This window comes from Streptomyces sp. NPDC005648, assembly GCF_040605395.1.
Lineage (GTDB): Bacteria > Actinomycetota > Actinomycetes > Streptomycetales > Streptomycetaceae > Streptomyces.
In genome coordinates this window covers 96,342-121,743 of record NZ_JBEXCS010000018.1, presented here as the reverse complement: position 1 = coordinate 121,743, position 25,402 = coordinate 96,342, and the positions used below count along the sequence as shown (strand labels likewise).

General features: G+C 71.0%; 25 protein-coding genes. 10 read left to right on the top strand and 15 right to left on the bottom strand.

The window, feature by feature from the left end; genetic code table 11:
- Window positions 1-103 precede the first annotated feature (103 nt).
- From ABZT17_RS13810 to ABZT17_RS13800, 3 genes are all read right to left on the bottom strand, one after another.
- Window positions 104-1,048: an SPFH domain-containing protein gene (locus ABZT17_RS13810; RefSeq protein ID WP_356347865.1), complete on the bottom strand. Its 945-nt coding sequence runs from the start codon at window positions 1,046-1,048 to the stop codon at window positions 104-106.
- Between the two features lie 131 nt (window positions 1,049-1,179).
- Window positions 1,180-1,611, bottom strand: coding sequence for an NfeD family protein (locus tag ABZT17_RS13805; protein ID WP_356347862.1), 432 nt, complete (start codon window positions 1,609-1,611; stop codon window positions 1,180-1,182).
- Between the two features lie 49 nt (window positions 1,612-1,660).
- A complete protein-coding gene (locus ABZT17_RS13800) occupies window positions 1,661-2,452 on the bottom strand; it encodes an ABC transporter ATP-binding protein (RefSeq protein WP_356347860.1) in 792 nt (263 codons plus the stop codon).
- Between the two features lie 143 nt (window positions 2,453-2,595).
- On the opposite strand from ABZT17_RS13800, the gene ABZT17_RS13795 reads away from it, so the two are divergent.
- Complete coding sequence (locus ABZT17_RS13795; protein WP_356347858.1) at window positions 2,596-3,384, top strand: hypothetical protein; 789 nt, start codon at window positions 2,596-2,598, stop codon at window positions 3,382-3,384.
- Between the two features lie 121 nt (window positions 3,385-3,505).
- Here ABZT17_RS13795 and ABZT17_RS13790 read toward each other — a convergent pair whose 3' ends face one another.
- From ABZT17_RS13790 to ABZT17_RS13775, 4 genes are all read right to left on the bottom strand, one after another.
- Complete coding sequence (locus ABZT17_RS13790) at window positions 3,506-3,745, bottom strand: chaplin (protein WP_356347856.1); 240 nt, start codon at window positions 3,743-3,745, stop codon at window positions 3,506-3,508.
- Window positions 3,746-3,940: 195 nt separating this feature from the next.
- Window positions 3,941-4,186, bottom strand: coding sequence for a chaplin ChpE (chpE, locus tag ABZT17_RS13785; RefSeq protein ID WP_356347852.1), 246 nt, complete (start codon window positions 4,184-4,186; stop codon window positions 3,941-3,943).
- Window positions 4,187-4,355: 169 nt separating this feature from the next.
- Window positions 4,356-4,997: a response regulator transcription factor gene (locus tag ABZT17_RS13780; protein WP_356347850.1), complete on the bottom strand. Its 642-nt coding sequence runs from the start codon at window positions 4,995-4,997 to the stop codon at window positions 4,356-4,358.
- Window positions 4,990-6,135 (bottom strand): GAF domain-containing sensor histidine kinase, encoded by a 1,146-nt coding sequence (locus ABZT17_RS13775; protein WP_356347848.1) that lies wholly within the window; start codon window positions 6,133-6,135, stop codon window positions 4,990-4,992. The genes ABZT17_RS13780 and ABZT17_RS13775 overlap by 8 nt, the downstream gene beginning before the upstream one ends.
- A 226-nt stretch (window positions 6,136-6,361) precedes the next feature.
- Between ABZT17_RS13775 and ABZT17_RS13770 the strand changes: the two genes are divergently transcribed.
- From ABZT17_RS13770 to ABZT17_RS13760, 3 genes are all read left to right on the top strand, one after another.
- A complete protein-coding gene (locus ABZT17_RS13770) occupies window positions 6,362-7,060 on the top strand; it encodes an SDR family oxidoreductase (RefSeq protein ID WP_356347846.1) in 699 nt (232 codons plus the stop codon).
- The gene (locus ABZT17_RS13765) at window positions 7,057-8,178 is read left to right on the top strand and encodes an S-adenosylmethionine:tRNA ribosyltransferase-isomerase (protein WP_356347843.1); all 1,122 of its coding nucleotides are present in this window, start codon (window positions 7,057-7,059) and stop codon (window positions 8,176-8,178) included. The genes ABZT17_RS13770 and ABZT17_RS13765 overlap by 4 nt, the downstream gene beginning before the upstream one ends.
- A gap of 300 nt (window positions 8,179-8,478) precedes the next feature.
- Complete coding sequence (locus tag ABZT17_RS13760) at window positions 8,479-9,249, top strand: transglycosylase SLT domain-containing protein (RefSeq protein ID WP_356347841.1); 771 nt, start codon at window positions 8,479-8,481, stop codon at window positions 9,247-9,249.
- A 127-nt stretch (window positions 9,250-9,376) separates the two neighbouring features.
- On the opposite strand, the gene ABZT17_RS13755 is transcribed toward ABZT17_RS13760, so the two are convergent.
- Window positions 9,377-11,911 carry an FHA domain-containing protein gene (locus ABZT17_RS13755; protein ID WP_356347839.1) on the bottom strand — a complete coding sequence of 845 codons (2,535 nt, stop codon included), beginning with the start codon at window positions 11,909-11,911 and terminating at the stop codon, window positions 9,377-9,379.
- 239 nt (window positions 11,912-12,150) lie between these two features.
- On the opposite strand from ABZT17_RS13755, the gene ABZT17_RS13750 reads away from it, so the two are divergent.
- Both ABZT17_RS13750 and serB read left to right on the top strand, forming a co-directional pair.
- Entirely contained in the window at window positions 12,151-14,133 is a 1,983-nt protein-coding gene (locus ABZT17_RS13750; RefSeq protein WP_356347837.1) for a streptophobe family protein, read from the top strand.
- A 149-nt stretch (window positions 14,134-14,282) separates the two neighbouring features.
- Complete coding sequence (serB, locus tag ABZT17_RS13745) at window positions 14,283-15,509, top strand: phosphoserine phosphatase SerB (RefSeq protein ID WP_356347835.1); 1,227 nt, start codon at window positions 14,283-14,285, stop codon at window positions 15,507-15,509.
- Window positions 15,510-15,579: 70 nt separating this feature from the next.
- Here serB and ABZT17_RS13740 read toward each other — a convergent pair whose 3' ends face one another.
- The 4 genes from ABZT17_RS13740 to ABZT17_RS13725 all read right to left on the bottom strand — a co-directional run bounded on the left by ABZT17_RS13740 (window position 15,580) and on the right by ABZT17_RS13725 (window position 18,049).
- Window positions 15,580-16,098: a histidine phosphatase family protein gene (locus ABZT17_RS13740; RefSeq protein WP_356347833.1), complete on the bottom strand. Its 519-nt coding sequence runs from the start codon at window positions 16,096-16,098 to the stop codon at window positions 15,580-15,582.
- A 77-nt stretch (window positions 16,099-16,175) separates the two neighbouring features.
- Window positions 16,176-16,382, bottom strand: a complete 207-nt coding sequence (locus ABZT17_RS13735; protein ID WP_356347831.1) for a hypothetical protein — start codon at window positions 16,380-16,382, stop codon at window positions 16,176-16,178.
- Window positions 16,383-16,581: 199 nt separating this feature from the next.
- On the bottom strand, window positions 16,582-16,698 hold the full coding sequence (locus tag ABZT17_RS13730) for an SGM_5486 family transporter-associated protein (protein WP_006380681.1): 117 nt from the start codon (window positions 16,696-16,698) through the stop codon (window positions 16,582-16,584).
- 43 nt (window positions 16,699-16,741) lie between these two features.
- On the bottom strand, window positions 16,742-18,049 hold the full coding sequence (locus ABZT17_RS13725) for a CynX/NimT family MFS transporter (protein ID WP_356347828.1): 1,308 nt from the start codon (window positions 18,047-18,049) through the stop codon (window positions 16,742-16,744).
- A gap of 82 nt (window positions 18,050-18,131) precedes the next feature.
- Between ABZT17_RS13725 and ABZT17_RS13720 the strand changes: the two genes are divergently transcribed.
- A complete protein-coding gene (locus tag ABZT17_RS13720; protein WP_356347826.1) occupies window positions 18,132-18,821 on the top strand; it encodes a FadR/GntR family transcriptional regulator in 690 nt (229 codons plus the stop codon).
- On the opposite strand, the gene ABZT17_RS13715 is transcribed toward ABZT17_RS13720, so the two are convergent.
- From ABZT17_RS13715 to fabG, 3 genes are all read right to left on the bottom strand, one after another.
- Complete coding sequence (locus tag ABZT17_RS13715) at window positions 18,802-19,143, bottom strand: hypothetical protein (protein WP_356347824.1); 342 nt, start codon at window positions 19,141-19,143, stop codon at window positions 18,802-18,804. The genes ABZT17_RS13720 and ABZT17_RS13715 overlap by 20 nt on opposite strands.
- A 155-nt stretch (window positions 19,144-19,298) precedes the next feature.
- A complete protein-coding gene (fabI, locus tag ABZT17_RS13710) occupies window positions 19,299-20,066 on the bottom strand; it encodes an enoyl-ACP reductase FabI (RefSeq protein ID WP_356347822.1) in 768 nt (255 codons plus the stop codon).
- A 5-nt stretch (window positions 20,067-20,071) separates the two neighbouring features.
- Entirely contained in the window at window positions 20,072-20,776 is a 705-nt protein-coding gene (fabG, locus tag ABZT17_RS13705; RefSeq protein ID WP_356347820.1) for a 3-oxoacyl-[acyl-carrier-protein] reductase, read from the bottom strand.
- Window positions 20,777-21,053: 277 nt separating this feature from the next.
- On the opposite strand from fabG, the gene ABZT17_RS13700 reads away from it, so the two are divergent.
- The 3 genes from ABZT17_RS13700 to tyrS all read left to right on the top strand — a co-directional run bounded on the left by ABZT17_RS13700 (window position 21,054) and on the right by tyrS (window position 25,380).
- The gene (locus ABZT17_RS13700) at window positions 21,054-22,577 is read left to right on the top strand and encodes a TldD/PmbA family protein (RefSeq protein ID WP_356347818.1); all 1,524 of its coding nucleotides are present in this window, start codon (window positions 21,054-21,056) and stop codon (window positions 22,575-22,577) included.
- An 82-nt stretch (window positions 22,578-22,659) separates the two neighbouring features.
- The gene (locus tag ABZT17_RS13695; RefSeq protein WP_356347816.1) at window positions 22,660-24,054 is read left to right on the top strand and encodes a metallopeptidase TldD-related protein; all 1,395 of its coding nucleotides are present in this window, start codon (window positions 22,660-22,662) and stop codon (window positions 24,052-24,054) included.
- Window positions 24,055-24,111: 57 nt separating this feature from the next.
- A complete protein-coding gene (gene tyrS, locus ABZT17_RS13690; protein ID WP_356347814.1) occupies window positions 24,112-25,380 on the top strand; it encodes a tyrosine--tRNA ligase in 1,269 nt (422 codons plus the stop codon).
- The last annotated feature ends 22 nt before the right edge of the window (window positions 25,381-25,402 follow it).

Genomic DNA, 25,402 nt, shown 5'->3' with positions numbered 1-25,402 from the left:
GGAACCGCCTCCATCACAGCCCTCCCCGGCCGACCCTCCTCCGGCCGACGAGCCTAGAGCGGGGCGGGCGGGTCTGCGGGCTGATGTCGTAGCAGGACGAATGTCAGTCGATCGACGGCCTCTCTCGGCGTTCGGTCTGCTTCTCGGAGCCGCCGCCTCCTGAATTGCCGCCGCCGAAGGGGAGGTTGCCCATGGCGCCGGAGAGGCCCTTGAGGGCGTCGCCGATTTCACTGGGGACGATCCAGAGCTTGTTGGCGTCGCCCTCGGCGATCTTCGGGAGCATCTGGAGGTACTGGTAGGAGAGGAGCTTCTGGTCCGGGTCGCCCGCGTGGATGGCCTCGAAGACCGTGCGGACCGCCTGGGCCTCGCCCTCCGCTCGCAGGGCCGCGGCCTTGGCCTCACCTTCGGCGCGCAGGATCTGGGACTGCTTCTCGCCCTCGGCGGTGAGGATGGCGGCCTGGCGCGTACCCTCCGCGGTGAGGATCGCGGCGCGCTTGTCCCGGTCGGCGCGCATCTGCTTCTCCATCGAGTCCTGGATGGAGGTGGGCGGTTCGATGGCCTTGAGCTCGACGCGGTTGACGCGGATGCCCCACTTGCCGGTGGCCTCGTCGAGGACTCCGCGCAGGGCCGCGTTGATCTCCTCGCGGGAGGTCAGGGTGCGCTCCAGGTCCATGCCACCGATGATGTTGCGGAGCGTGGTGACGGTGAGCTGTTCGATGGCCTGGATGTAGCTGGCGACCTCGTAGGTCGCGGCCCGCGCGTCGGTCACCTGGTAGTAGATGACCGTGTCGATGTTGACCACCAGGTTGTCCTGGGTGATCACCGGCTGCGGCGGGAACGGTACGACCTGTTCACGCAGGTCGATGCGGTTGCGGATGGTGTCTATGAACGGGACCACGATGTTGAGACCCGCGTTCAGCGTCCGCGTGTAGCGGCCGAAGCGCTCCACGATGGCGGCGCTGGCCTGCGGGATGACTTGGATGGTCCTGATCAGGGCGATGAAGACCAACACCACCAGAATGATCAGGACGATGATGACCGGTTCCATCGTCGTTCCCCGTACCCTTCTCCGCCTCGGCGCTCTCGGAAGATCTTATGGTTGTTGAAGATCTTGCTGGTCGAGTCTGACAGACCGTCGTGCAACTCGTGGGCTGTTCGTATCAGTTGAGTCGTGCGAGGTCAGATGACGATCGCGGTCGCTCCCTCGATCTCCACGACATCCACTTCCTGCCCTACTTCGTAGGCGCGTTCGGTGTCGAGTGCGCGGGCCGACCAGACTTCTCCGGCCAGCTTGATCCGGCCACCGGAGCTGTCGACGCGCTCCAGGACGACGGCTTGTTTGCCCTTCAACGCGTCTACTCCCGTGGCGAGTTGGGGTCGTTGTGCCGCGTGACGGACCGCGATGGGCCGTACGACGGCGATCAGGGCGACGGAGACGACGACGAAGGTGAGGACCTGGACGACGGTGCCGAAGCCCAGTCCGGCGAAGACGGCGGCGGCCACGGCGCCCACCGCGAGCATGCCGAACTCGGGCATCGCGGTCACGACGAGCGGGATTCCGAGCGCGGCCGCGCCGACGAGCCACCACACCCATGCGTCGATGTCGTTCACATGGTCATGGTATGACCGCAAGTCCCGCTACCGACAGGGCGCAAAGGCCTCAGGTCAGCGGCAGACCCCGGGCGGTCCAGCGGTCGCCGGACTGTTCGACGACGAGCGGGAGTCCGAAGCAGAGGGAGAGGTTGCGGGAGGTGAGTTCGAGCTCCAGCGGGCCGGCGGTGAGGACCTTGCCCTGGCGGATCATCAGGACGTGGGTGAAGCCGGGGGCGATCTCCTCGACGTGGTGGGTGACCATCAGCATCGAGGGGGCGATGGGGTCGCGGGCGAGCCGGCCGAGGCGGCGGACCAGGTCCTCGCGGCCGCCGAGGTCGAGGCCGGCGGCGGGCTCGTCGAGGAGGAGCAGCTCGGGGTCGGTCATCAGGGCGCGGGCGATGAGGGTGCGCTTGCGCTCGCCCTCGGAGAGGGTGCCGAACTTCCGGTCGCTGTACTCGGTCATGCCGAGGCGGTCGAGGAAGGCGCGGGCGCGCCGCTCGTCGACCTCGTCGTACTCCTCCTGCCAGGTGGCCGTCATGCCGTAGGCGGCGGTGAGGACGGTCTCCAGGACGGTCTGGCGCTTGGGGAGCTTGTCGGCCATGGCGATGCCGGCCATGCCGATACGGGGGCGCAGTTCGAAGACGTCGACCTTGCCGAGGGTCTCGCCGAGGATGGTGGCGGTGCCCTTGCTGGGGTAGAGGTAGCTGGAGGCGACGTTCAGGAGGGTGGTCTTGCCGGCGCCGTTGGGGCCGAGGATGACCCAGCGCTCGCCCTCCTTGACCGACCAGGAGACCTGGTCCACCAGAGCCCGGCCCTCCCGGACCACGGATACGTCCTGAAGCTCCAGAACATCGCTCATGAGCGCGTTGTCTCCCCTTGCAGTGTGACCGGTCTCGGGTCGGCGTCTCGGCTGTCGCGTGCGCTTTTGGGCGCAGCCCTCGAAGAAATCTACGCCACCGGTCGGCCGCTCCATTCCATCGGTCCGGTCCTTAGGGTGGAGGCATGCTCTCGGAACCGCGTTCAGGACGCCTTGCCGCTTGGGGAAACGCCCTTTTGGCCGGACTTGTCTCTCCCGATGACGCCGTACTCGCGATCGTCGGGGGCGACGCCGTGCACCGGGTGGAGGGGCTGCCCGGTGAGTCGGGGCCGGTCGGGCTCACGCTGGCGCTGGGGCGTCTGCGGGCGCTCGGGGTGACCGCGCTCCGGGTCGCGCTGCCGGCTCCCGGGCATCCGCTGGGGCTGAGCGGACCGCCGGAGTTCAACGCGCGGGCGCTGGATGCAGAGGAGGCGGTCGTCTGTCACGGCGCGGCGCTCGGGCTGGTCCCGGAGGTGTACGAGGCCGGGCCCGAGGGTGATGTGCATGTCGAGGTCGTCTGGCACTGTCTGCCGGTGCGGGAGGCACCGCCGGCCGATGTGCCGTCGCTCGGCGAGGCGGAGCGTGAGCTGGCGGAGGCGCTGCGGGAGGCGACCGAGGTGTTGTCCCGGCTCGATGTGGCCGGCTCGGGGCCGGTGGCCGAGGCGGCGATCGACGCGTACCGGGCGCGGGCGGAGCGGGGCCGGGAGGTGCTGGCGCCGGGCTATCCGCCGCGTGCGGTACGGGTGTTGGAGCTGGCGCAGCGGGTGGGGCTGCTGGTGTCCCTCGCCGAGGGGAACGGGCAGGGGGGCGCGGTGAGCGCCGGGGAGATGGGGGCGCGGGCCGCCGCGTTGCGGCCGGTGGAGCGTACGGCTCGGCGGGCGCAGGTCGCCGCGTACAACTCCGTTGTGGAGGAGCGGGAGCGGTGGGTTCGGTGAGCGTCGGTGGGCTTGTGCCGGCGTGGGGGCACCCCCGGACGGGCTGAAGTGCACGAACCCGGCACAGAGAAGAGCCCCGCCAGTCGTCGTCGACCTGCGGGGCTCTTCTCTGTGCCAGGTCTCAGCTGTTCGCGGCCTTGTTGCCGAAGGCGGGGTTCAGGAGGCCGATGACGTCGACGGAGTTGCCGACGACGTTGACGGGGACGTGGACCGGGACCTGGACGAGGTTGCCCGAGCCGACGCCCGGCGACTTCACGGCCGCGCCGTCGGCGTCCGAGCTGGCGACGGCGGCGCCGGCAGCGGCACCCGTGGCGATACCGGCGACGGTGAGGGCCACGGCAGCCTTCTTGGCGATGTTCATGAGAAGCGTTCCTCCTGCGTGTGCGAATCCGCGACCCGGCCGCGGGTCGTGCGCTGATCAACGGGGGAGGAAAGGGGAACGGCACGGGTCGTCGGCCTCAACTCCCCGTTCGGTGCAGTCGGACGAAAAGCAGACCGGCCTCCCGGGCGAGCGAGCCCGGGAGGCCGGAGGTCACTGACCGCCGAGGGGTGGACGTCAGTGGTTGATCCCCAGGTTGCCGAAGGCCGGGTTCAGCACGCCGATGACGTTCACGCTGTTGCCGACCGCGTTGACCGGGATGTGCACCGGGGCCTGAACGAGGTTGCCCGAGACCACGCCGGGCGAGCCCACGGCCTGGCCGTCGGCGTGCGAGCCGCTGGTGGCGGAGGCCATCCCGGCTCCGGCGGCGATCAGACCGCCGGCCACCATCGTCACGGCCGCTGCCTTCTTCAGGTTCTTCACTTCTGAGCCCTCCTAGCGATTGCCGCGGCAGTCGCCGCAGCACGCACTGGAGAACGGCGCGGGTCCGCGGAGGTTGCGCCATCCGGGGGACATTCCCACGACGGTATGAATCTCATCCCGGAACGGAACTCTCCGAATTGCCGGGCCGCACCGGTGCGAACGGCGCGTTTCAGCCGGTCACGCCGTGTCGTACGGCCCAGAGCGCCGCCTGGGTGCGGTCCGCGAGGTCGAGTTTCATCAGGATGTTCGAGACGTGGGTCTTGACGGTCTTCTCGGACAGGACGAGGGCTCGGGCGATCTCACGGTTGGAGCGGCCGTCCGCTATCAGACCCAGTACCTCGCGCTCCCGCTCGGTGAGCGAACCGGCTCTGCCCTGACCCGAGTTGGCCTCCTCCTGGGACAACAGGGCGCCCGCGACCTCGGGTTGCAGCAGGATGTGTCCGGCGTGCACCGAGCGGATGGCGCCGGCGAGCGCGTCGGGGTCCACGTCCTTGTAGACGTAGCCGGCGGCACCGGCGCGCAGGGCCGGGACGACCGTGCGCTGTTCGGTGAAGCTGGTGACGATCAGCACGCGCGCGGGGTTGGCGAGTTCGCGGAGCTTGCGGAGGGCGTCGACGCCGTCCATGCCCGGCATCTTGACGTCCATGAGGACCACGTCGGGCTTCAACTCCTCGGCGCGGGCGACTCCTTCGGCGCCGTCGGCGGCCTCGCCCACGACCTCGATGTCGTCCTGCACCTCCAGGAAGGTGCGCAGGCCGCGGCGGACCACCTGGTGGTCGTCGACGAGCAGCACCTTGATTGCGTCAGCCACCGGGGACCTCCATCTCGATCGTGGTGCCCTTTCCGGGCGCCGATTCCACGGTCAGTCTGCCGCCGACCCCGCTCGCGCGGTCGCGCATGGACACCAGGCCGAGGTGGCGTCCGGCGCGCCGTATCGACTGCGGGTCGAAGCCGTTGCCGTCGTCCGTCACCCGCAGGAGCGCTCCGGTGCCGCGCCGGGCCAGGGTCACGTCCACATGTGCGGCACCGGAGTGCCGCAGGGCGTTGTGCAGGGCCTCCTGGGCGACCCGCAGGACGGCCTCCTCCTGGGCGGAGGGCAGGGCGCGCACGGCGCGGCTGTCGAAGGACACGCGCGCGCTGTGGGCACGGTCGAGGACCTGGATCTGGGTGCGCAGGGTGTTGACCAGACCGTCCTCGTCGAGGGCCGCGGGGCGCAACTCCACGACGGCGGCGCGCAGTTCGTCGGCGGCCTCGGCGGCGAGCGCGGCCACCTGCTGGAGTTCGCCCTTGGCGCGGGACGGGTCGCGGTCGACGAGGGCGGCGGCGGCCTGGGCGGTCAGGCGCAGGGAGAACAGCTTCTGGCTGACCGCGTCGTGCAGTTCGTGCGCCAGGCGGGAGCGCTCCTCGGCGATGGTCAGCTCGCGGCTGCGCTCGTACAGGCGGGCGTTGGTGAGGGCGATGGCGGCGTGCTGGGCGAGGATGCCGAGCAGGTCCTCGTCCTCCTCGGTGAAGCCGCAGCCTCCCTGCGGTTTCTCGCAGTTCTTGTTGGCCAGGAACAGAGCGCCGATGACCTCGTCGCCGTCCCTGATCGGCAGGCCCAGGAAGTCGGACATGTCGGGGTGGGCGGACGGCCAGCCCTCGAAGCGGGGGTCCTTGCGCACATCGGCGAGGCGCTCGACCTTGGCCTCCTGGAGCATCGCGGCGAGGATGCCGTGCTGGCGCGGGAGCGGGCCGATCGCCGCCCACTGCTCGGGGCCGACGCCGTCGACCACGAACTGGGCGAAGCCGCCGTGGTCGTCGGGGACGCCGAGCGCGGCGTACTGCGCGTCGAGCAGCTCGCGGGCCGAGGCGACGATCGTCTTGAGGACGTCGCGCACCTCGAGATGCCTGCTCATGGCCAGCAGCGCGTCACTGACGGCTGCGAGGCCGGACCGGGGGCCTGGACTCATGACCTCACGGTACCGGCGGGGTGTGACAGCGCGGATCGGGCCGCCGGCGGCACGGTCTGGGCCGGTGGGCCTAGGGCCGTCGGCGTAGGTCCGGGGCCCCGGACCGGCGGCTTAGGGCGAAGGGACCCGGTGCTCTGCGGCCCGCGTCGGAGGCGGGGCGGGCGGGCCGGTTCCTACGTTGAGGGCAGGCCATCGAGAGGCGGTGGCGACGAGGAGACGGGGCGTCATGCCGGTAGCGATCATCACGGGTGCCTCGAAGGGGCTGGGACGGGCGCTGGCCGAGGCGCTGGCCGTCCGGGGCTGGGATCTGGTGCTCGACGCCAGAACCGCTGAGGTCCTCGCCCGGACGGCGGCGGAGCTGGAGAGGCACGGCACGCGCGTGAGGGCGCTGCCCGGGGATGTCACGGACGCCGGTCACCGGGCGGGGCTGGTGGCGACGGCCGGGACGCTGGGCGGTGCCGACCTGCTGGTGAACAACGCGAGCGCGCTGGGCGCCGAGCCGCTCGTGCGACTGGAGGGGCTGCCTCTGGAGGGGCTGCGGCGGGCGCTGGAGGTGAACGTGGTGGCCGCGCTGGGCCTCGTCCAGGAAGCGCTGCCGCTGCTGCGCGCCTCCCGGGCCGGCGCGGTGATCGCCGTGAGCTCGGACGCGGCCGCGGAGGCCTACGAGACCTGGGGCGGGTACGGGGCGTCCAAGGCGGCCCTGGACCATCTGACCGCGGTGCTCGGCGAGGAGGAGCCCGGGCTGCGGGTCTGGGCGGTGGATCCCGGGGACATGGCGACGGACCTGTACGCGGCCGCCGTACCGGACGACGACGATCCGCGGCCCGCGCCCGCCGCCGTGGTGCCGGCGTTCCTTCGGCTGCTGGACGAGCGGCCGGCGAGCGGGCGCTACTCGGCTCCGTCGCTGCTGGAGCAGGGGCGATGACGCTGGCGACGGGGGTTCCCCCGCGCGAGCCCGCCCGAGCGTGGGGAAAGGTGCCGGAGGAGTTGTCGGCGCGCGTCCCGGTCGAGCAGCGTGGGCCCGGGCTCGACCGGGATGCCGTACGGCTGCTCGTGTCGCGTGGGACGGAGGTGTCGCATCACGCGTTCGTGGAGCTGCCCCGGCTGCTGCGGGCCGGGGATCTGCTGGTCGTCAACACGTCGATGACATTGGCCGCCGCCGTGGACGGGCGGGTCGGGCACGCGCGCGTGGTGGTGCACTTCTCCACGCGCGGGGACGACGGCCGGTGGGCGGTGGAGCTGCGGGAGCCGGACGGGAGGGGCACCACACGCGCGCGTGCGGGCGGACCCGCGGGAGCTGAGGTGCGGCTGCCGGGCGATGTGCGGCTGGTCCTGGAGGAGCCGCTGGGCGCGCGCGGAGCGCGGCTGTGGTGGGCGCGGGTCTCCGGGGCGGAGGTCCTGGGGCTGCTACGGGAGCACGGGCGGCCGATCCGCTACTCCTATACGGAGCGGGACCAGCCGCTGTCCGTCCACCAGACGGTGTTCGCGCTGCCGTCGGCCGACGGGGCGGGCAGCGCGGAGATGCCGAGCGCGGCACGTCCCTTCACCGCGCGGCTGGTGGCGGAGCTGGTGAGCCGGGGCGTGGGGTTCGCGCCCGTCACGCTGCACACCGGGGTGGCCTCGGCGGAGGCGCACGAGCCGCCGTATCCGGAGCGGTTCTCGGTGCCGGAGGCGTCGGCGCGGCTGATCAACGCGGTGAAGGCGGGTGGGGGGCGGGTCGTGGCCGTAGGGACGACCGCCGTACGGGCCGTGGAGTCGGCCGCGGGCGCCGACGGTGCCGTACGCGCGCGTGAGGGGTGGACGGACCTGGTGGTGACCCCGCGGCGCGGGGTGCGGGTGGTGGACGGGCTGCTGACCGGGCTGCACGAGCCGGAGGCCTCGCATCTGCTGATGCTGGAGGCCGTGGCCGGGCGGGCGGCGGTCGACCGTGCCTACGAGGCGGCGCTGCGCGGGCTCTACCTGTGGCACGAGTTCGGGGACGTCCATCTCCTGCTCCCGGCGGAGGATCCTCACGCAGAGCATTGCTTCAGCAACTGCTGGTGAGACTGTCCTGCCGTCGATGTGAGCCCGCACATAGGGCGCAGGTCACGTACGAAGGTCGGTAGGAGATAAAGACTCACGTGATGAGCGGGGCAGACAGTCCAGTCTGCCCCGTTTTGCCCTTCCCCGATCCACTATCGGGGATCGTACGTCACACCTTTGCCACCGCATTTTGCGGCCGCTAAGAATGGCTGCCGTCGCTCAGCGCCGCGGATTCCGGTCCGCGGCGTTTGCGCGGGAAGGACCCGAGTCCCCCGCCGGACAGAGAGCGACCTCCGCGCTATTCGAAGAGGTCCGTCTGCCATGCCCAAGAACACCAACGCCCGCCGTCTCAGTCGCTCGTTGACCCGCCACCACAGGATCGGGATCGCGGGTGTCGCCACCCTCGGCGCCGCCGCCCTCGCGTTCTCCGCGGTCCCCAGCAACGCCGAGACGACCACGAGCGAGGCGGCCTCCAAGGCGCAGGTGGCCTACAGCACCGAGCAGATCAAGGACGTCAGGGCCAGCGTCACCGACCGGCTCGCCGCCGACAGCCTGAAGACGGAGGCGGCGGAGGCGAAGGCCCAGGCCAAGGCCGCGGCCGCGGCGAGGGCCAAGGCGAAGGCGAAGGCGAAGGCGGCCGCCGAGGCCGCCGCGAAGAGGAAGGCCGCCGCCGCGGCCAAGAAGAGGGCCGAGGCAGCGCGCAAGGCCAAGGAGGCCGCGAGCCGGTCCGCGAAGCGCGCCGCCCTCAAGAAGGCCGTCACCAAGACCTACGGCAACAACCTCGACGGCTGGATCAAGCACTCCCTCGACATCATGAGGAACAAGGGCATCCCGGGCTCCTACAACGGGCTGTACCGCAACATCATGCGCGAGTCCTCGGGCAACCCGAACGCGATCAACGGCTGGGACATCAACGCCGTCAACGGTGTCCCGTCGAAGGGCCTGCTGCAGGTCATCCAGCCGACCTTCACCGCGTACCACGTCGCCGGCACGTCCTGGAACATCTACGACCCGATCGCCAACATCACCGCCGCCGCCAACTACGCGGCCCACCGGTACGGCTCGATCGACAACGTCAACAGCGCGTACTGAGGTCGGCGCGGACCTCGGCACGCGAACGACGAAGAGCGGCGCCCCTGACCGGGCGCCGCTCTTCGTGCTGTTTCAGGAGCCGTCCTGTTCCGGAGCCGTCCTGTTCAGGAGCCGTCCGGTTCCGGACCTACTTGCGCATGACCTCCGGCTCGTGGCGGCGCAGGAAGCGGGCCACGAGGAAGGCGCAGACCACACCGAGGACCAGCAGGGCGACCATGTCGAGGCTCCAGGCGCCGACGGTGTGCTCCCACAGGGGGTCGTTGGGCTTGCCCTTGCCGGGCGGGCTGATCCGGTTGAAGTCCAGCGTGGCGCCGGCCGCGGCGACCGCCCAGCGCGAGGGCATCAGATACGAGACCTGGTTGACGCCGATCGCGCCGTTCAGGGCGAAGAGGCAGCCGGTGAAGACGACCTGGACGATCGCGAACATCACCAGCAGCGGCATGGTCTTCTCGGAGGTCTTCACCAGCGCGGAGATGATCAGCCCGAACATCATCGAGGTGAAGCCCAGGGCCATGATCGGCAGGCAGAGCTCGATGAGGGGCAGGTTGGTGAAGATCAGGCCCTCCTTCGGGATCGTCCGGCTGGCGAAGCCGATGAGGCCGACCATCAGGCCCTGCAGCACCGTGACGAAGCCGAGCACGAAGACCTTGGACATCAGGTAGGCGGAGCGGGAGAGGCCGGTGGCGCGCTCCCGCTCGTAGATGACCCGTTCCTTGATCAGCTCACGGACGGAGTTCGCGGCGCCGGCGAAGCAGGCGCCGACCGCGAGGATCAGCAGGACCGTGGTGGCCGTGCCGTTCGGGACGGGCTGCCGGGTAGTCGGGTTGATCTCCGTGTTGACCAGCAGATCCTTGCCCGAGTCGATGAGCAGGCTCACCGAGCCGAGGACCAGCGGCAGGATCACCGTCAGGGCGAGGAAGCCCTTGTCGGAGGCGATCACGGAGATGTAGCGCCGCACCAGAGTGCCGAACTGGCCCATCCAGCCCTGCGGCTTCGGCGGCTTCATCGCCTGCATCGGAGGCATCTGTACGCTCTGCGGCGCTACGGCGTCGATGTCCGCGGCGTAGATCTGGTAGTGCTGCGAGCCCTTCCAGCGTCCGGCCCAGTCGTAGTCGCGGTAGTTCTCGAAGGCGGAGAAGACATCGGCCCAGGTTTCGTAGCCGAAGAAGTTCAGCGCCTCGTCGGGCGGGCCGAAGTAGGCGACCGCGCCGCCCGGTGCCATCACGAGCAGCTTGTCGCACAGCGCCAGCTCGGCGACGGAGTGGGTGACGACGAGGACCGTACGGCCGTCGTCGGCGAGGCCGCGCAGCAGCTGCATGACATCGCGGTCCATGCCCGGGTCGAGGCCCGAGGTCGGCTCGTCCAGGAAGATCAGGGACGGCTTGGTGAGCAGCTCCAGGGCCACCGAGACGCGCTTGCGCTGTCCGCCGGAGAGGGAGGTGACCTTCTTCTCCTTGTGCACGTCGAGCTTCAGCTCGCGCAGCACCTCGTCTATGCGGGCCTCACGCTCGGCGCCCGTGGTGTCGGCCGGGAAACGCAGCTTGGCCGCGTACTTGAGGGCCTTCTTGACCGTCAGTTCCTTGTGCAGGATGTCGTCCTGCGGGACCAGACCGATGCGCTGGCGCAGCTCGGCGAACTGCTTGTACAGGTTGCGGTTGTCGTAGAGGACGTCGCCCTGGTTGGCGGGGCGGTAGCCGGTGAGCGCCTTGAGCAGCGTGGACTTGCCGGAGCCGGACGGGCCGATGACCGCGATGAGCGACTTCTCCGGCACACCGAAGGAGACGTCCTTGAGGATCTGCTTGCCGCCGTCGACCGTGACGGTCAGATGGCGGGCCGAGAAGGACACCTCACCGGTGTCGACGAACTCCTCCAGATGGTCCCCGACGATCCGGAACGTGGAGTGGCCGACACCGACGATGTCGGTCGGGCCGAGGAGGGCCGAGCCGCCCTTCGCGATCGGCTGGCCGTTGACGTACGTGCCGTTGTGCGAGCCCAGGTCACGGATCTCCATGCGGCCGTCGGGCGTCGAGTGGAACTCGGCGTGGTGGCGGGAGACCTGCAGGTCGGAGACGACCAGCTCGTTCTCCAGGGCACGGCCGATGCGCATCACACGGCCGATGGAGAACTGGTGGAACGTGGTCGGGCTGCGGTCGCCGTAGACCGGCGGCGCCCCCGCGCCGACGCCGGGGCCCTGCTGCTGCGGAATCGGCGCGGCGGCCTGCTGCGGCTGCTGCCAGCCGGGCTGCGGTGCCTGCTGCTGGGCCGGGGTGGCCTGCTGCTGCGGCGGGGCCTGCTGCGCCCAGCCGGGGGCCGCGCCCTGGGCGGCGTACGGCTGTTGCTGCGGCTGGGCCTGTGGGGCCGCGACGGCGGCGGTGCCGGAGACGGTCACGCGCGGACCGTCGGTCGCGTTGCCGAGGTGGACCGCCGAGCCGGGGCCGATCTCCATCTGGTGGACACGCTGCCCCTGAACGAACGTGCCGTTCGTGGAGCCCTTGTCCTCGATGACCCAACTGCGGCCGCTCCAGCTGATCGTGGCGTGGCGCCAGGAGACCCTGGCGTCGTCGAGCACGATGTCGCCCTGCGGATCACGTCCGAGGGTGTATGGCCTGGACGGATCGAGCGTCCAGGTGCGTCCATTCAATTCCAGTACGAGTTCCGGCACTCCATGCCCCACTGAGTAGTCCCCCGAGTTACCCCCAACACAGGGAGTCTAGGGATGTCGAACATCGTCGGGAACTATTTCAGGCCCGCCCCTCTGACCGAAAGTCGGGCCTTGTGAACACCACGCACGGGCGGTTCGTCCGGTTCCGTTGACGGGGTTGATAACGACCCGGAGAGTGGTAATCCACGCGAGGGGGACATGCGCGGCGATGTGCCGCGCCGCGGATCGGGGGGTCTGCCATGAGCGCGTCGTCGGCTGTCGAGTCCACGAGGAACGGTGCGAGGGTCCCGTGGGGCGACGTCCTGCTGTCCGCGATCGCCACCGTGAGCTGGGCGTTGATAGGGATGGCAGGCGTCGCGGCGCTGGGTCTGCATCTGCTGGAGGCCGACTCGGCGGGCTCGCTCGGCCCGATGACAGCGGCTGTGGTGGCCCTTGGGGCGGGTGGTTCGGTGACACCCTCCGGTGATGTCTCCGCGTTCGGCCTGAAGGGCGCCGAGGCCCATACGGCGGTCACGATCACGCCACTCGGGGTGAGCCTGGTGGGCGCGCTCCTCCTCTCCTGGTTCTTTCTACGATCCCTGCGCGCGGCCGGAGTTGCGATCGCCCCGGCCGAACTCCTCGCGCGCGCAGGCACCGTGGTCGCCGTCTTCGTGGCGACGCTGGGCGGGCTGGCGTGGGCGGGGCACGACGTCATCACCATCGACGGCGGCTCGCTGGGCCTCGACAAGCTGCCCGGCGGAGGTGGCGTCAAGATCCCGGGCCTCGGCGACCTGGGCGACATCGGCGGGCTGCTTCCGGACAACCTCGGCAATCTGATCAACGCGAAGGCGGGCGTCGGCTTCAGCGTCGACACGGCGCCGACCCTGCTCGGGGGCCTCGGCTGGTCGGCCGGGATCATCCTCATCGCCCTGCTGGCCTCGCGCCGTACACCGCTGCCGCGAGGCTGGGAGGCGGTCCATCGCGTGGTCCGGCCCGCGGTGTCCGCCGTCGTCACGGTACTGCTGGTGGCCGTGGCGGCGGGGTTCGCGGCGGGCGCGTACGCGGCGATCAGTGACGCCCATCCCCGGCGCATCTTCGGCGCGGCGCTGCTGGGCGCCCCCAACGGCACCTGGCTCGGCATCCCCATCGGCCTCTTCGTCCCCTTCGACGGCAAGGCGACCGGCGCCCTGACCAAGCTCCTCCCGAACCCCCTGGACGACCTCCTCACCGCGAAGACCGACCAGTCGGTGACGCTGGCGCGCCTGGCCGACCTGGACGGACGGGTGTGGCTGCTGGGGGTGGCGGCGGCACTGATGATGCTGCTGGCGGGGGTGCTGACGGCGGTACGGACGCCGGTGGCGGCTCGGGCGGCGGGGGTACGAGAGGGCGGTGCCCTCGGCTTCGCGGGGCGGTGTGCCGTGCGGCTGGCGGTCGTCACGGCGCTGACCCTGCCGCTGCTGGCCTGGCTGACCGAGGTGTCGGTGGACGCCTCGCTGTCCGTGCTGGGGTTCGACGCGTTCGGGGCGGGGATCAAGCTGCACGGCGACCTGGGCATGGCTCTGCTGCTCGGTGCCCTGTGGGGGGCGGGGGCGGGAGCCGTGGGTGCGCTGGTGGCCTGGGCGACCGGGGCGGCCGGGCGGCGGGCGGCACCGTTGGCGTCGGCGGGGGCGGGCGGCGGAGGCGCCGGGTATCCGGGACCCGTTCCCACGGGGGCGCCGGGGGCCTACGGGGGCGGGGCGTCCGGGCCGTACGTGCCCAGTACGTCGTATCGAGCGCCGAACCCGGCCACCAATCCCTATCTGCAGCTACCGGACGAACTGAGGCAACCGGAGGACGCACGGCCCCCGGACCGGGAATGGCCCCGGGGAGCGAGCGGTGGGGGCGGCGCGGACACGGGTGGCGGGACGGGTGGGGACGGGGGGCCGCGCCCGGGTTGGGACACGGACAGGGGGCCGCGCCCGGGTTGGGACACGGACAGGGGGCCGCGCCCGGGTTGGGACGCGGACAGGGGCGCCAGTCCGGGCGCGGGCTCCGGCCCGGGCGCCGGCTTCGGTCCAGGCGCCGACTCCGGCCCCGACTCCGATTCCGGTTCCGGCCGCGACGGCCGCTTCGGCCCCGGTAAAACCGACATGTACGGCGCCCCCACCCAGGCGCGGCCCTACGGGGGTCCGCCTCCCCGTCGGCAGCCGCCTCCGCCTCCGCCACCCCCTCCGCCACCGGGACGGCCCAAGGGAGGACGCTGAGGGCACGGAGATGGTGTGAGCCGGTGCCGCCGGGGTAATCGTGGCCGGTGCGTAAGGTGCTCGCCATCCGGTGGACACCCACTGTTCCGTGTCCGCTAGGCGGACCGCAGCGGCGGTAGGCACTGGGTGCCGGATACGGTGGGTACACCATGAGCGCTTCGCAGATCCCGACTTCTGACGTCACGCCCGACGCCCCGACCCTCCTCGTCAAGATCTTCGGCAAGGACCGCCCGGGCATCACGGCCGGCCTCTTCGACACCCTCGCCGCCTACTCCGTCGACGTGGTCGACATCGAGCAGGTCGTCACCCGTGGCCGCCTCACCCTGTGCGCGCTGGTGACCCCGCCGGTGGCCGGGCTCGAGGGCGACCTGCGCGCCACCGTCCACAGCTGGGCGGAGTCCATGAAGATGCAGGCGGAGATCATCTCCGGCCGCGGCGACAACCGTCCGCGCGGTCTCGGGCGCTCCCTGGTCACCGTCCTCGGCCATCCCCTCACGGCGGAGGCGACCGCCCGCATCGCCGCGAAGATCGCCGGCGCGGGCGGCAACATCGACCGTATCTTCCGGCTCGCCAAGTACCCGGTCACGGCCGTCGAGTTCGCGGTCTCCGGTGTCGAGACCGAGCCCCTGCGCACCGCGCTGGTGACGGACGCCGCGGCACTGGGTGTCGATGTCGCGGTCGTCGCCGCGGGGCTGCACCGGCGGGCGCAGCGGCTCGTCGTCATGGACGTCGACTCGACGCTCATCCAGGACGAGGTCATCGAGATGTTCGCAGCGCACGCCGGCTGCGAGGACAAGGTCGCCGAGGTGACCGCGGCCGCGATGCGCGGGGAGCTGGACTTCGAGCAGTCGCTGCACGCGCGCGTGGCGCTGCTGGAGGGGCTGGACGCCTCGGTGGTGGACAAGGTGCGCAGCGAGGTGCGGCTGACGCCCGGCGCGCGCACGCTGATCCGTACGCTGAAGCGGCTCGGCTACCAAGTGGGCGTCGTCTCCGGCGGGTTCACCCAGGTCACCGACGACCTCAAGGAGCGGCTCGGGCTGGACTTCGCCCAGGCCAACACCCTGGAGATCGTCGACGGCAGGCTCACGGGCAGGGTCACCGGGGAGATCGTGGACCGAGCGGGCAAGGCGCGGCTGCTGCGCCGCTTCGCCGCCGAGGCGGGTGTACCGCTCGCCCAGACCGTGGCCATCGGTGACGGCGCCAACGACCTGGACATGCTCAACGCGGCCGGCCTCGGTGTCGCCTTCAACGCCAAGCCGGTCGTCCAGGAGGCTGCGCACACCGCGGTGAACGTGCCCTTCCTGGACACGGTCCTGTATCTGCTGGGCGTCACCCGCGAAGAGGTCGAGGCGGCGGACACCCACGACGAGGAGTGAGTGCTCCCGGCGAGGACAGGGGCCCGGCGCCGCTGTCACGGCGTGCCGGGCCCCTCGTCCGTCGTGGGGTCTACTCGGTCGGCGCCCAGTAGTCGACCAGCGTGGCCACGGCCGGCTCCAGGGCCTTCCAGGAGCCCTCGAAGGAGAGCACGGCGAAGGCGGCGGCCGGGAAGCCCCGGCGGCTCATCCGGTCGCGGGCGTCACCCTCCGTCGTGCCGGCCAGGATGTCCGCGAGACCCTGCACGCCGGGGTTGTGGCCGATCAGGATGAGGCTCTGGACGTCGTCGGGCGTCTCGTTGAGCAGCGCGATCAGCTCACCGGGCGAGGCCTCGTAGATCCGCTCCTCATAGACGGTTTTCGGCCGATGGGGCAACTCGTGGACGGCGAGCTTCCAGGTCTCGCGGGTCCGGACCGCGGTGGAGCACAGGGCCAGATCGAGGGGGACTGCGCTGTCGGCCAGCTTGCGTCCGGCGACGGCGGCGTCCATTCGGCCCCGCTCGGCGAGGGGGCGCTCATGGTCGGTCACCTGTGGCCAGTCGGCTTTCGCATGCCGGAAGAGGACGATCCTGCGGGGTTCTGCGACGCTCATGGCACCCAGCTTCGCATGAAACAGGCCACGGGGCGCAGGGAGTTGGCCAGGGGCCGAGACGGGCCCCGAACCCGTGCTCAGTGGGCTATGAGCTGCTGGACTCGCTCGAAGAGGTGGGTGATCAGCGGGTCGCCCGCCGCCGCCTGGGCGTCCGTCGGGTTCAGCATCAGGGCGAGGAGCACGACGAAGGCGAGGGTGGGCAGGGCGAGGGCCCACCAGGGCAGCCTGATGCCGACGCCGCCCGTGGTCGCCGGGTGGGGCCGGGTGTGCGACTGGGCGGACATGGGTGCCTCCGATGGCTCTTCGAGTGGTGGTGGTCCGCCGCTCGCGGCCACACTTCGAAGGTACGGAGTCGGAAGCCCTCAACCCATCCGGAGATCCACCCAGTTGACCCTGACACTCACCCCCTAGGGGATGGGGGGCTAGCCCCACCACCGGGCGGGCGATCGTCGCGGAGAGCTGATCGTCACGGCGAGGCGATCGTCACGGCGAGGCGATCGTCGCGACGATGGCGATGATCACGAAGATGGCGAAGAACGAGCCGAAGACGAGCAGCATCTTCTTCTGGCCGTTCTGGGGGTTCGGATCGAGCACTGGCATACGGCAAGTCTCGCACCCCCCGCCCGGGGCGGTTCCGCCGGGGTCAGCGGGCCGCCTCGTCCTCGACCGTGCGGTTACGGCCCGCCAGGACGCCGACCACCATCTGCGGGAGCATCAGCGCGGCCATGAGCGCGATCGGCAGCCCCCAGCCGCCGCTGTGCTGGTAGAGGACACCGACCAGGAGCGGGCCGGGGATGGAGATCAGATAGCCGGTGCTCTGCGCGAAGGCCGACAGCTGGGCGACGCCGGCACCGGTGCGGGCCCGCATGCCGACCATGGTCAGGGCGAGCGGGAAGGCGCAGTTGGAGACGCCCAGCAGCAGCGCCCAGGCCCAGGCGCCGCCGGCCGGTGCGAGGTAGAGGCCGGCGTATCCGGCGAGCCCGCAGACGCCGAGCACGAGGACGATCGGGCCCTGGTGCGGCAGCCTGGTGGCGACGCGCGGGATGACGAAGGCCAGCGGCACGCCCATCACCATGGTGACGGCGAGCAGCAGCCCGGCCGTGCTCGCGGGCACGCCCGCGTCCCGGAAGATCTGCGCCATCCAGCCCATGGTGATGTAGGCGGCGGTGGCCTGGAGCCCGAAGAAGACGGCCAGGGCCCAGGCGGTGCGGCTCCGCGTGATCCGCAGGGCCGGTGCCGCCTCCCGGGCCGGCGCCTGCGCCACACGCGCGTGCTCCGCAGCCCGGGCCGCCGCCCGGCCCGAGGACGCGCCCGGGCCCCGTACGAACGGAATCCAGGGCAGTACGGCGGCCCCCGCGAGCCCCGCCCACACGGCAAGACCGGTCTGCCAGCGGTCGCCGAGCGCGTCGGTCAGGGGCACCGTGACGGCGGCCGCGGCCGCCGTGCCCAGGGCCAGGGCCATCGAGTACAGGCCGGTCATGGAGCCGACCCGGTCCGGGAACCAGCGCTTGACGATGACCGGCATCAGGACGTTGCTGACGGCGATGCCCATCAGGGCGAGTGCGGTACCGGCCAGGAAGCCGGCCGTGCCGCCCGCGTACGGCCGTAGGAGAAGACCGCCGGTGATGGCGACCATGCCCGCGCACACCACCGCTCCGGGGCCGAAGCGGCGGGCCAGACGCGGGGCCATGACGCCGAACACGGCGAAGCAGAGCGGGGGCACGGAGGTGAGCAGACCGGCGACGCTGCCGCTCATGCCGAGCCCGTCGCGGACCTCCTTGAGGAGCGCGCCGAGGCTGGTGATGGCGGGACGGAGGTTGAGCGCGCTCAGCACGATGCCGAGCACGAGCAGCCGTGTCGTCCACGCGCGCGTGGCGGGTCGCTGGGGCTCGTCCACGGCCGAACCGCGCACCGCCGTGGACCTCGTCGTCCGGGTTTCCTCATACGCCATGAGACCTATCATAGAATCATAGGATGATTGGTTGTCCACCCTTTGGTCGGCCGCACCCGGCCACCTCGTGCGAAGGTGTGCCATGCCCCTGAGCCATCCCCGTCGTTCGGCGCTGTCCGAGCAGGTCATCGCTGCGCTGCGGAACGAGATCACCTCCGGCGAGTGGCCGGTCGGCTCGCGCATTCCGACGGAGCCCGAACTCGTCGAACAGCTCGGTGTCGCCCGCAACACGGTCCGCGAGGCGGTCCGCGCCCTCGCGCACAACGGCCTCTTGGACATCCGCCAGGGCTCGGGCACCTATGTCGTGGCGACCAGCGAGCTGGCGGGGGTGATGCACCGGCGCTTCGCCGACGCGGACCCCCGGCACATCGCCGAGCTGCGCTCCACGCTGGAGTCCGCGGCCGCCAGGCTGGCCGCCGAGCGGCGCACGGAGAAGGACCTCAAGCAGCTCGACGCGCTCCTCGTGCGGCGCGAGGAGGCCTGGCGGTCCGGCGACAAGGAGGCCTTCGTGGCGGCCGACGCCACCTTCCATCTCGCGGTCGTCTCCGCGTCCCACAACGACGTGATGACCGCGATGCACGCCGACCTGGGCGAGGTGCTGCGGGACTGGCTGCGCGAGGACGTCGGCGACGAGCTCACGCCGGAGACGTACATGGACCACACGCTCCTGGTCGACGCGGTCCGCGCGGGCGACGCCGAGGCGGCGGGCCGGGAGGCGGCGAGCTATCCGTTCCTGTGCCGTCCGGGACGGTTCACCGCTGCTGGTGGCTGATCCACACCGAGCGGACGTTCTCCCAGCAGCGCCCGGTGAGCCGTACGGTCATCGCCGGCCCGGTGTCGACCGGGGCGCCGTCGGTGTCGATGTCCCACCACTGGTCGCACTCGATGTGCAGGCTGACACGGTCGGTCCCCGGATAGGGGTTGTGGCAGTACGCGGTCACATGGGAGCCGGTGGTCCTGGTACGGCACTCGGCGCCGAAGGGCTGCGCCGAGAGGGGTCTCTTCACGCGCGCGTGCGGCACCGCTTCGTAGGGCAGGGACAGCACGAGGGCGAGGGCCACGGTCAGTGAGGCCAGGCTGCTGGACAGGCGCACAAGGGGACCTCCTCGGCCGAGCTGGGGAGGGGAAGCGCATGGTGAGCGCTTAGTCCAGAGTGCGCGGTCGGGGGCCCGGGTCGCCTGGTCGGTTGGGCCGAACGGGGGACGCCCCGCTCCCCCTGGGGAACGAGGCGTCCACGAGATACCGAAGGTCAGGCCCCGATGGCGTGCAGACCGCCGTCCACGTGGATGATCTCGCCGGTGGTCTTCGGGAACCAGTCGCTCAGCAGGGCGACGATGCCCTTGCCCGCCGGCTCGGGGTCCTTCAGGTCCCACTCCAGCGGGGAGCGGTTGTCCCAGACGGAGGCGAGCTCGCTGAAGCCCGGGATGGACTTGGCGGCCATGGAACCGATCGGGCCCGCGGAGATCAGGTTGCAGCGGATGTTCTGCTTGCCCAGGTCACGGGCGAGGTAACGGCTGGTGGCCTCCAGGGCGGCCTTCGCGGGGCCCATCCAGTCGTACTGCGGCCAGGCGTACTGCGCGTCGAAGGTGAGGCCGACGACCGAGCCGCCGTTCTGCATCAGCGGCAGACAGGCCGTGGTCAGCGACTTCAGGGAGTACGCCGAGACATGCATGGCGGTGGCCACGGACTCGAACGGCGTGTTGAGGAAGTTGCCGCCGAGCGCGTCCTGCGGCGCGAAGCCGATGGAGTGCACGACACCGTCGAGGCCGCCGAGCTCCTCACCGACCAGGTCGGCGAGGCGGCCCAGGTGCTCGTCGTTGGTGACGTCGAGCTCGATGACCTTGGTGGGCTTGGGGAGCTTCTTGGCGATGCGCTCGGTCAGCGTGGGCCGCGGGAACGCGGTCAGGATGATCTCGGCGCCCTGCTCCTGGGCCTGCTTGGCGGCGTGGAAGGCGATGGAGGACTCCATCAGCACACCGGTGATCAGGACGCGCTTGCCCTCGAGAATTCCGCTCATGGTTGTCAGTGACCCATTCCCAGTCCGCCGTCAACGGGGATGACGGCTCCAGTGATGTACGAGGCGTCGTCCGAGGCGAGGAACCGCACCGTCGCGGCGACCTCCTCGGGCTGCGCGTACCGGCCGAGCGGCACCTGCTTCACGATGGCCTCGCGCTGCTCGTCGGTGAGCACCTTGGTCATGTCGGTGTCGACGAAGCCGGGCGCGACGACGTTGAAGGTGATGTTGCGCGAGCCCAGCTCACGGGCGAGGGAGCGCGCGAAGCCGACCAGGGCGGCCTTGGAGGCCGCGTAGTTGGCCTGGCCGGGGCCGCCGTAGAGGCCGACGACCGAGGAGATCAGGACGACGCGGCCCTTCTTGGCGCGCAGCATGCCGCGGTTGGCGCGCTTGACCACGCGGAAGGTGCCGGTCAGGTTGGTGTCGAGGACGGACGTGAAGTCCTCCTCGGACATGCGCATCAGGAGCTGGTCCTTGGTGATGCCGGCGTTGGCGATCAGGACCTCGACCGGGCCGTGCTGGGCCTCGATCTCCTTGTAGGCCTGCTCCACCTGCTCGGTGTCGGTGATGTCGCACTTGACCGCGAGGAAGCCGGCCGGCGGCTCGCCCGAGCGGTACGTGATCGCGACCTTGTCGCCGGCGTCGGCGAACGCGCGGGCAATGGCGAGGCCGATGCCCCGGTTGCCTCCGGTGACGAGAACCGAGCGGCTCAACGGATCACCCTTTCGATAGGGGTCTGACACATCCGCCCGAACCACGTGGAGGACAGGCGGCTTCCTCGAAAACCTATCGGGCCGGGCCCGTCCGCGGACAATCGGGCACCGACAGTGGCTTACGGGACTCGCTGTCGGGTTTCTACAGTCGCCAGGGCTTTCACATCTTGTCCGGCGCGCCCCAAACGTGTGGTCCGCCACCCGGTCGCCGCGACATGATCGGGGCAACCGCCGGTCGCTGTCATCGCAACTGTCATCGCAACAGGAAGAGACGCAGGTGCCTCATACCATCGACCAAGCCTTCACGGCACTCCCCCTACGCGCCCTCGCCGACGCCGCGCTCGCACGCGCGCGTGCGCTGGGGGCCGAGCATGCGGACTTCCGGTTCGAGCGGGTGCGCAGCGCGTCCTGGCGGCTGCGGGACGCCCGGCTCGCCGGGTCGTCGGACACCACCGACCTCGGATACGCGGTGCGTGTGGTGCACGGCGGCACCTGGGGCTTCGCCTCGGGCGTGGATCTGACCATGGACGCGGCGGCTCGGGTCGCCTCCCAGGCGGTGGCCATGGCGAAGCTGTCGGCCCAGGTCATCAAGGCCGCCGGCTCCGACGAGCGGGTGGAACTCGCCGACGAGCCCGTGCACACCGACCGGACGTGGATCTCGTCGTACGAGATCGATCCGTTCTCCGTGCCGGACGAGGAGAAGTCGGCTCTGCTCGCGGACTGGAGCGCCCGGCTGCTCGCCGCGAACGGCGTCAACCATGTCGACGCCTCGCTGCTCACCGTGCACGAGAACAAGTTCTACGCCGACACGGCCGGGACCGTGACCACCCAGCAGCGCGTCCGGCTGCATCCGCAGCTGACGGCGGTGTCGGTGGACGAGTCGAGCGGAGAGTTCGACTCGATGCGGACGATCGCGCCGCCGGTCGGGCGCGGCTGGGAGTATCTGACCGGGACGGGATGGGACTGGGACTCCGAGCTGGAACAGATCCCCGAGCTGCTCGCCGAGAAGATGCGGGCCCCGAGCGTCGAGTCGGGCCTGTACGACCTCGTGGTCGACCCGTCCAACCTGTGGCTGACCATCCACGAGTCCATCGGCCACGCCACCGAGCTGGACCGCGCGCTCGGCTACGAGGCGGCCTACGCCGGCACCTCCTTCGCCACCTTCGACCAGCTCGGCAAGCTCAGGTACGGCTCCGAGCTGATGAACGTCACCGGCGACCGCACCGCCGAACACGGCCTGGCGACCATCGGCTACGACGACGAGGGCGTCGAGGGCCAGTCCTGGGACCTGGTGAAGGACGGCACCCTGGTCGGATACCAGCTGGACCGGCGCATCGCCAGGCTCACCGGCTTCGAGCGCTCCAACGGCTGCGCCTTCGCCGACTCCCCCGGACATGTGCCGGTGCAGCGCATGGCCAACGTGTCGCTCCAGCCGGACCCGGCCGGGCTGTCCACGGAGGACCTGATCGGCGGGGTCGACCGCGGGATCTACGTCGTCGGGGACCGCTCCTGGTCCATCGACATGCAGCGCTACAACTTCCAGTTCACCGGCCAGCGGTTCTTCAGGATCGAGAACGGCCGGATCACGGGGCAGCTGCGGGACGTCGCGTACCAGGCGACGACCACCGACTTCTGGGGCTCCATGGCGGCCGTCGGCGGCCCGCAGACCTATGTCCTGGGCGGTGCCTTCAACTGCGGCAAGGCCCAGCCGGGCCAGGTCGCCGCCGTCTCGCACGGCTGCCCGTCGGCCCTCTTCAAGGGCGTCAACATCCTCAACACCACCCAGGAGGCCGGTCGATGAGCGTCACCGCAGGGCTCGGCCGGGGGTCCGGGGGTTGCCCCCCGGGCAAGCACAGTCTCAACACGACGCAGGAGGCCGGTCGATGAGCGCCCGCAGCAGCAAGCCGCACGAGATCGTCGAGCGGGCGCTGGAGCTGTCCACCGCCGACGGGTGTGTCGTCATCGCCGACGAGCACTCCACCGCCAACCTGCGCTGGGCGGGCAACGCGCTCACCACGAACGGCGTCACCCGCGGGCGTACCCTCACGGTCGTCGCGACCGTCGACGGCAAGGAGGGCACGGCCTCCGGTGTCGTCTCCCGCTCAGCCGTGACCGTGGACGAGCTGGAGCCGCTGGTGCGGGCCGCGGAGGCCGCCGCGCGCGGCGCCGGGCCGGCCGAGGACGCGCAGCCCCTGGTGACGGGCGTGTCCCGGTCCCCCGACTTCACGGACGCGCCGGCGGAGACGACGTCCGCCGTGTTCGCGGACTTCGCGCCCGCGCTCGGCGAGGCGTTCGCACGCGCGCGGGCGGGCGGCCGTGAGCTGTACGGCTTCGCCAACCATGAGCTGGTGTCGAGCTATGTCGGCACGTCGACGGGGCTGCGTCTGCGTCACGACCAGCCCAACGGCACCCTGGAGCTGAACGCCAAGTCGCCCGACCGGACCCGTTCGGCGTGGGCGGGCCGGTCGACGCGGGACTTCAAGGACGTCGACCCGGCGGCGCTGGACGCGGAGCTCGCCGTACGCCTCGGCTGGGCACAGCGGCGGATCCCGCTTCCGGCCGGGCGGTACGAGACCCTGCTGCCGCCGACCGCCGTCGCGGACCTGCTGATCTACCAGATGTGGTCGGCGTCGGGCCGGGACGCGGTCGAGGGGCGCACGGTGTTCTCCAAGCCGGGTGGCGGCACCCGCGTGGGCGACCGGCTCACCGAGCTGCCGCTGACGCTGCGCAGCGACCCGAACGAGCCGGGCCTCGAAGCGGCGCCCTTCGTCCTCGCGCACTCCTCCGGCGGCGACCAGTCGGTGTTCGACAACGGGCTGCCGCTCGCGGCCACCGACTGGGTGCGCGAGGGCGAGCTGAGTCATCTCACCACCACCCGGCACAGCGCGGGCCTGACCGGGCTGCCGGTGGCTCCGGCGATCGACAACCTCATCCTGACCGGTGGGGAGGACCGCTCCCTGGACGAGATGGTCGCGAACACCGAACGGGGGCTGCTGCTGACCTGCCTCTGGTACATCCGCGAGGTCGACCCGGCCACGCTGCTGCTCACCGGCCTGACCCGGGACGGCGTCTACCTCGTCGAGAACGGTGAGGTGAGCGGTGAGGTGAACAACTTCCGGTTCAACGAGTCCCCGGTCGACCTGCTGGGGCGGGCCACCGAGGCCGGGCGCACCGAAAAGACGCTGCCGCGTGAGTGGGGCGACTGGTTCACTAGGGCTGCGATGCCCGCGGTGCGGGTGCCCGACTTCAATATGAGCTCTGTCAGTCAGGGCGTATAACCTCGTAGGCGGCTGTCACCCGACCGCCCGAGGATCATCCAAGGAGATACGAGAACCGTGACGGACATCGTCGACGAGCTGAAGTGGCGGGGGCTGATCGCCCTCTCCACTGACGAGGACGCATTGCGCAAGGCGTTCGCGGACGGCCCCGTCACGTTCTATTGCGGCTTCGACCCGACCGCGCCCAGCCTGCACCTCGGCAACCTCGTGCAGATCCTGACGATGCGCCGGATCCAGGACGCGGGCAACCGTCCGCTGGGCCTGGTCGGGGGTGCCACCGGTCTCATCGGTGACCCGAAGCCGAACTCCGAGCGCACGCTCAACGCGCCGGAGACCGTCGCCCAGTGGGTCGAGCGGCTGCGCGCGCAGATCGCTCCCCTGCTGGACTTCGAGGGGCCGAACGCCGCGGTCATGGTCAACAACCTCGACTGGACCTCGGGGCTGTCCGCCATCGAGTTCCTGCGGGACGTCGGCAAGCACTTCCGCGTGAACAAGATGATCGCGAAGGAGGCCGTCGCCCGGCGGCTGGAGTCCCAGGAGGGCATCAGCTACACCGAGTTCAGCTACCAGATCCTCCAGGGCATGGACTTCCTGGAGCTGTACCGGCGGTACGGCTGCACGCTGCAGACCGGTGGCAGCGACCAGTGGGGAAACCTCACCTCGGGCACCGACCTGATCCACAAGGTCGAGCCCGGCGCGGTGGTGCACGCGCTGGGGACACCGCTGATCACCAAGGCCGACGGTACGAAGTTCGGCAAGACGGAGTCCGGCACGGTCTGGCTCGACCCCGAGATGACCACGCCGTACGCCTTCTACCAGTTCTGGCTGAACGCGGACGACCGGGACGTCTCCAAGTTCCTGCGCATCTTCAGCTTCAGGTCCCGGGAGGAGATCGAGGAGCTGGAGCGGCAGACCGAGGAGCGTCCGCAGGCGCGGGCGGCTCAGCGGGCGCTGGCGGAGGAGCTGACGACGCTGGTGCACGGGGCGGACCAGACGGCCGCCGTGGTCGCCGCGTCGAAGGCGCTGTTCGGTCAGGGTGAGCTGGCGGAGCTGGACGAGCGGACGCTGTCGGCGGCCCTGTCCGAGGTGCCGCATGTCCGGGTAGCCGAGCTCGGGCCCGTGGTGGACCTGTTCGCCGAGGTCGGGCTGGTGGCCAGCAAGTCGGCTGCCCGGCGGACGGTGAAGGAGGGCGGCGCCTACGTGAACAACGTCAAGGTCGCCGGCGAGGACGCCGTCCCCGCCGAGGAGGACCTGATCCACGGGCGCTGGCTGGTGCTGCGCCGGGGCAAGAGGAACCTGGCGGCCGTCGAGGTCGCCTCCGCCTGAGTACACCGAGAGGGGCGGTTTC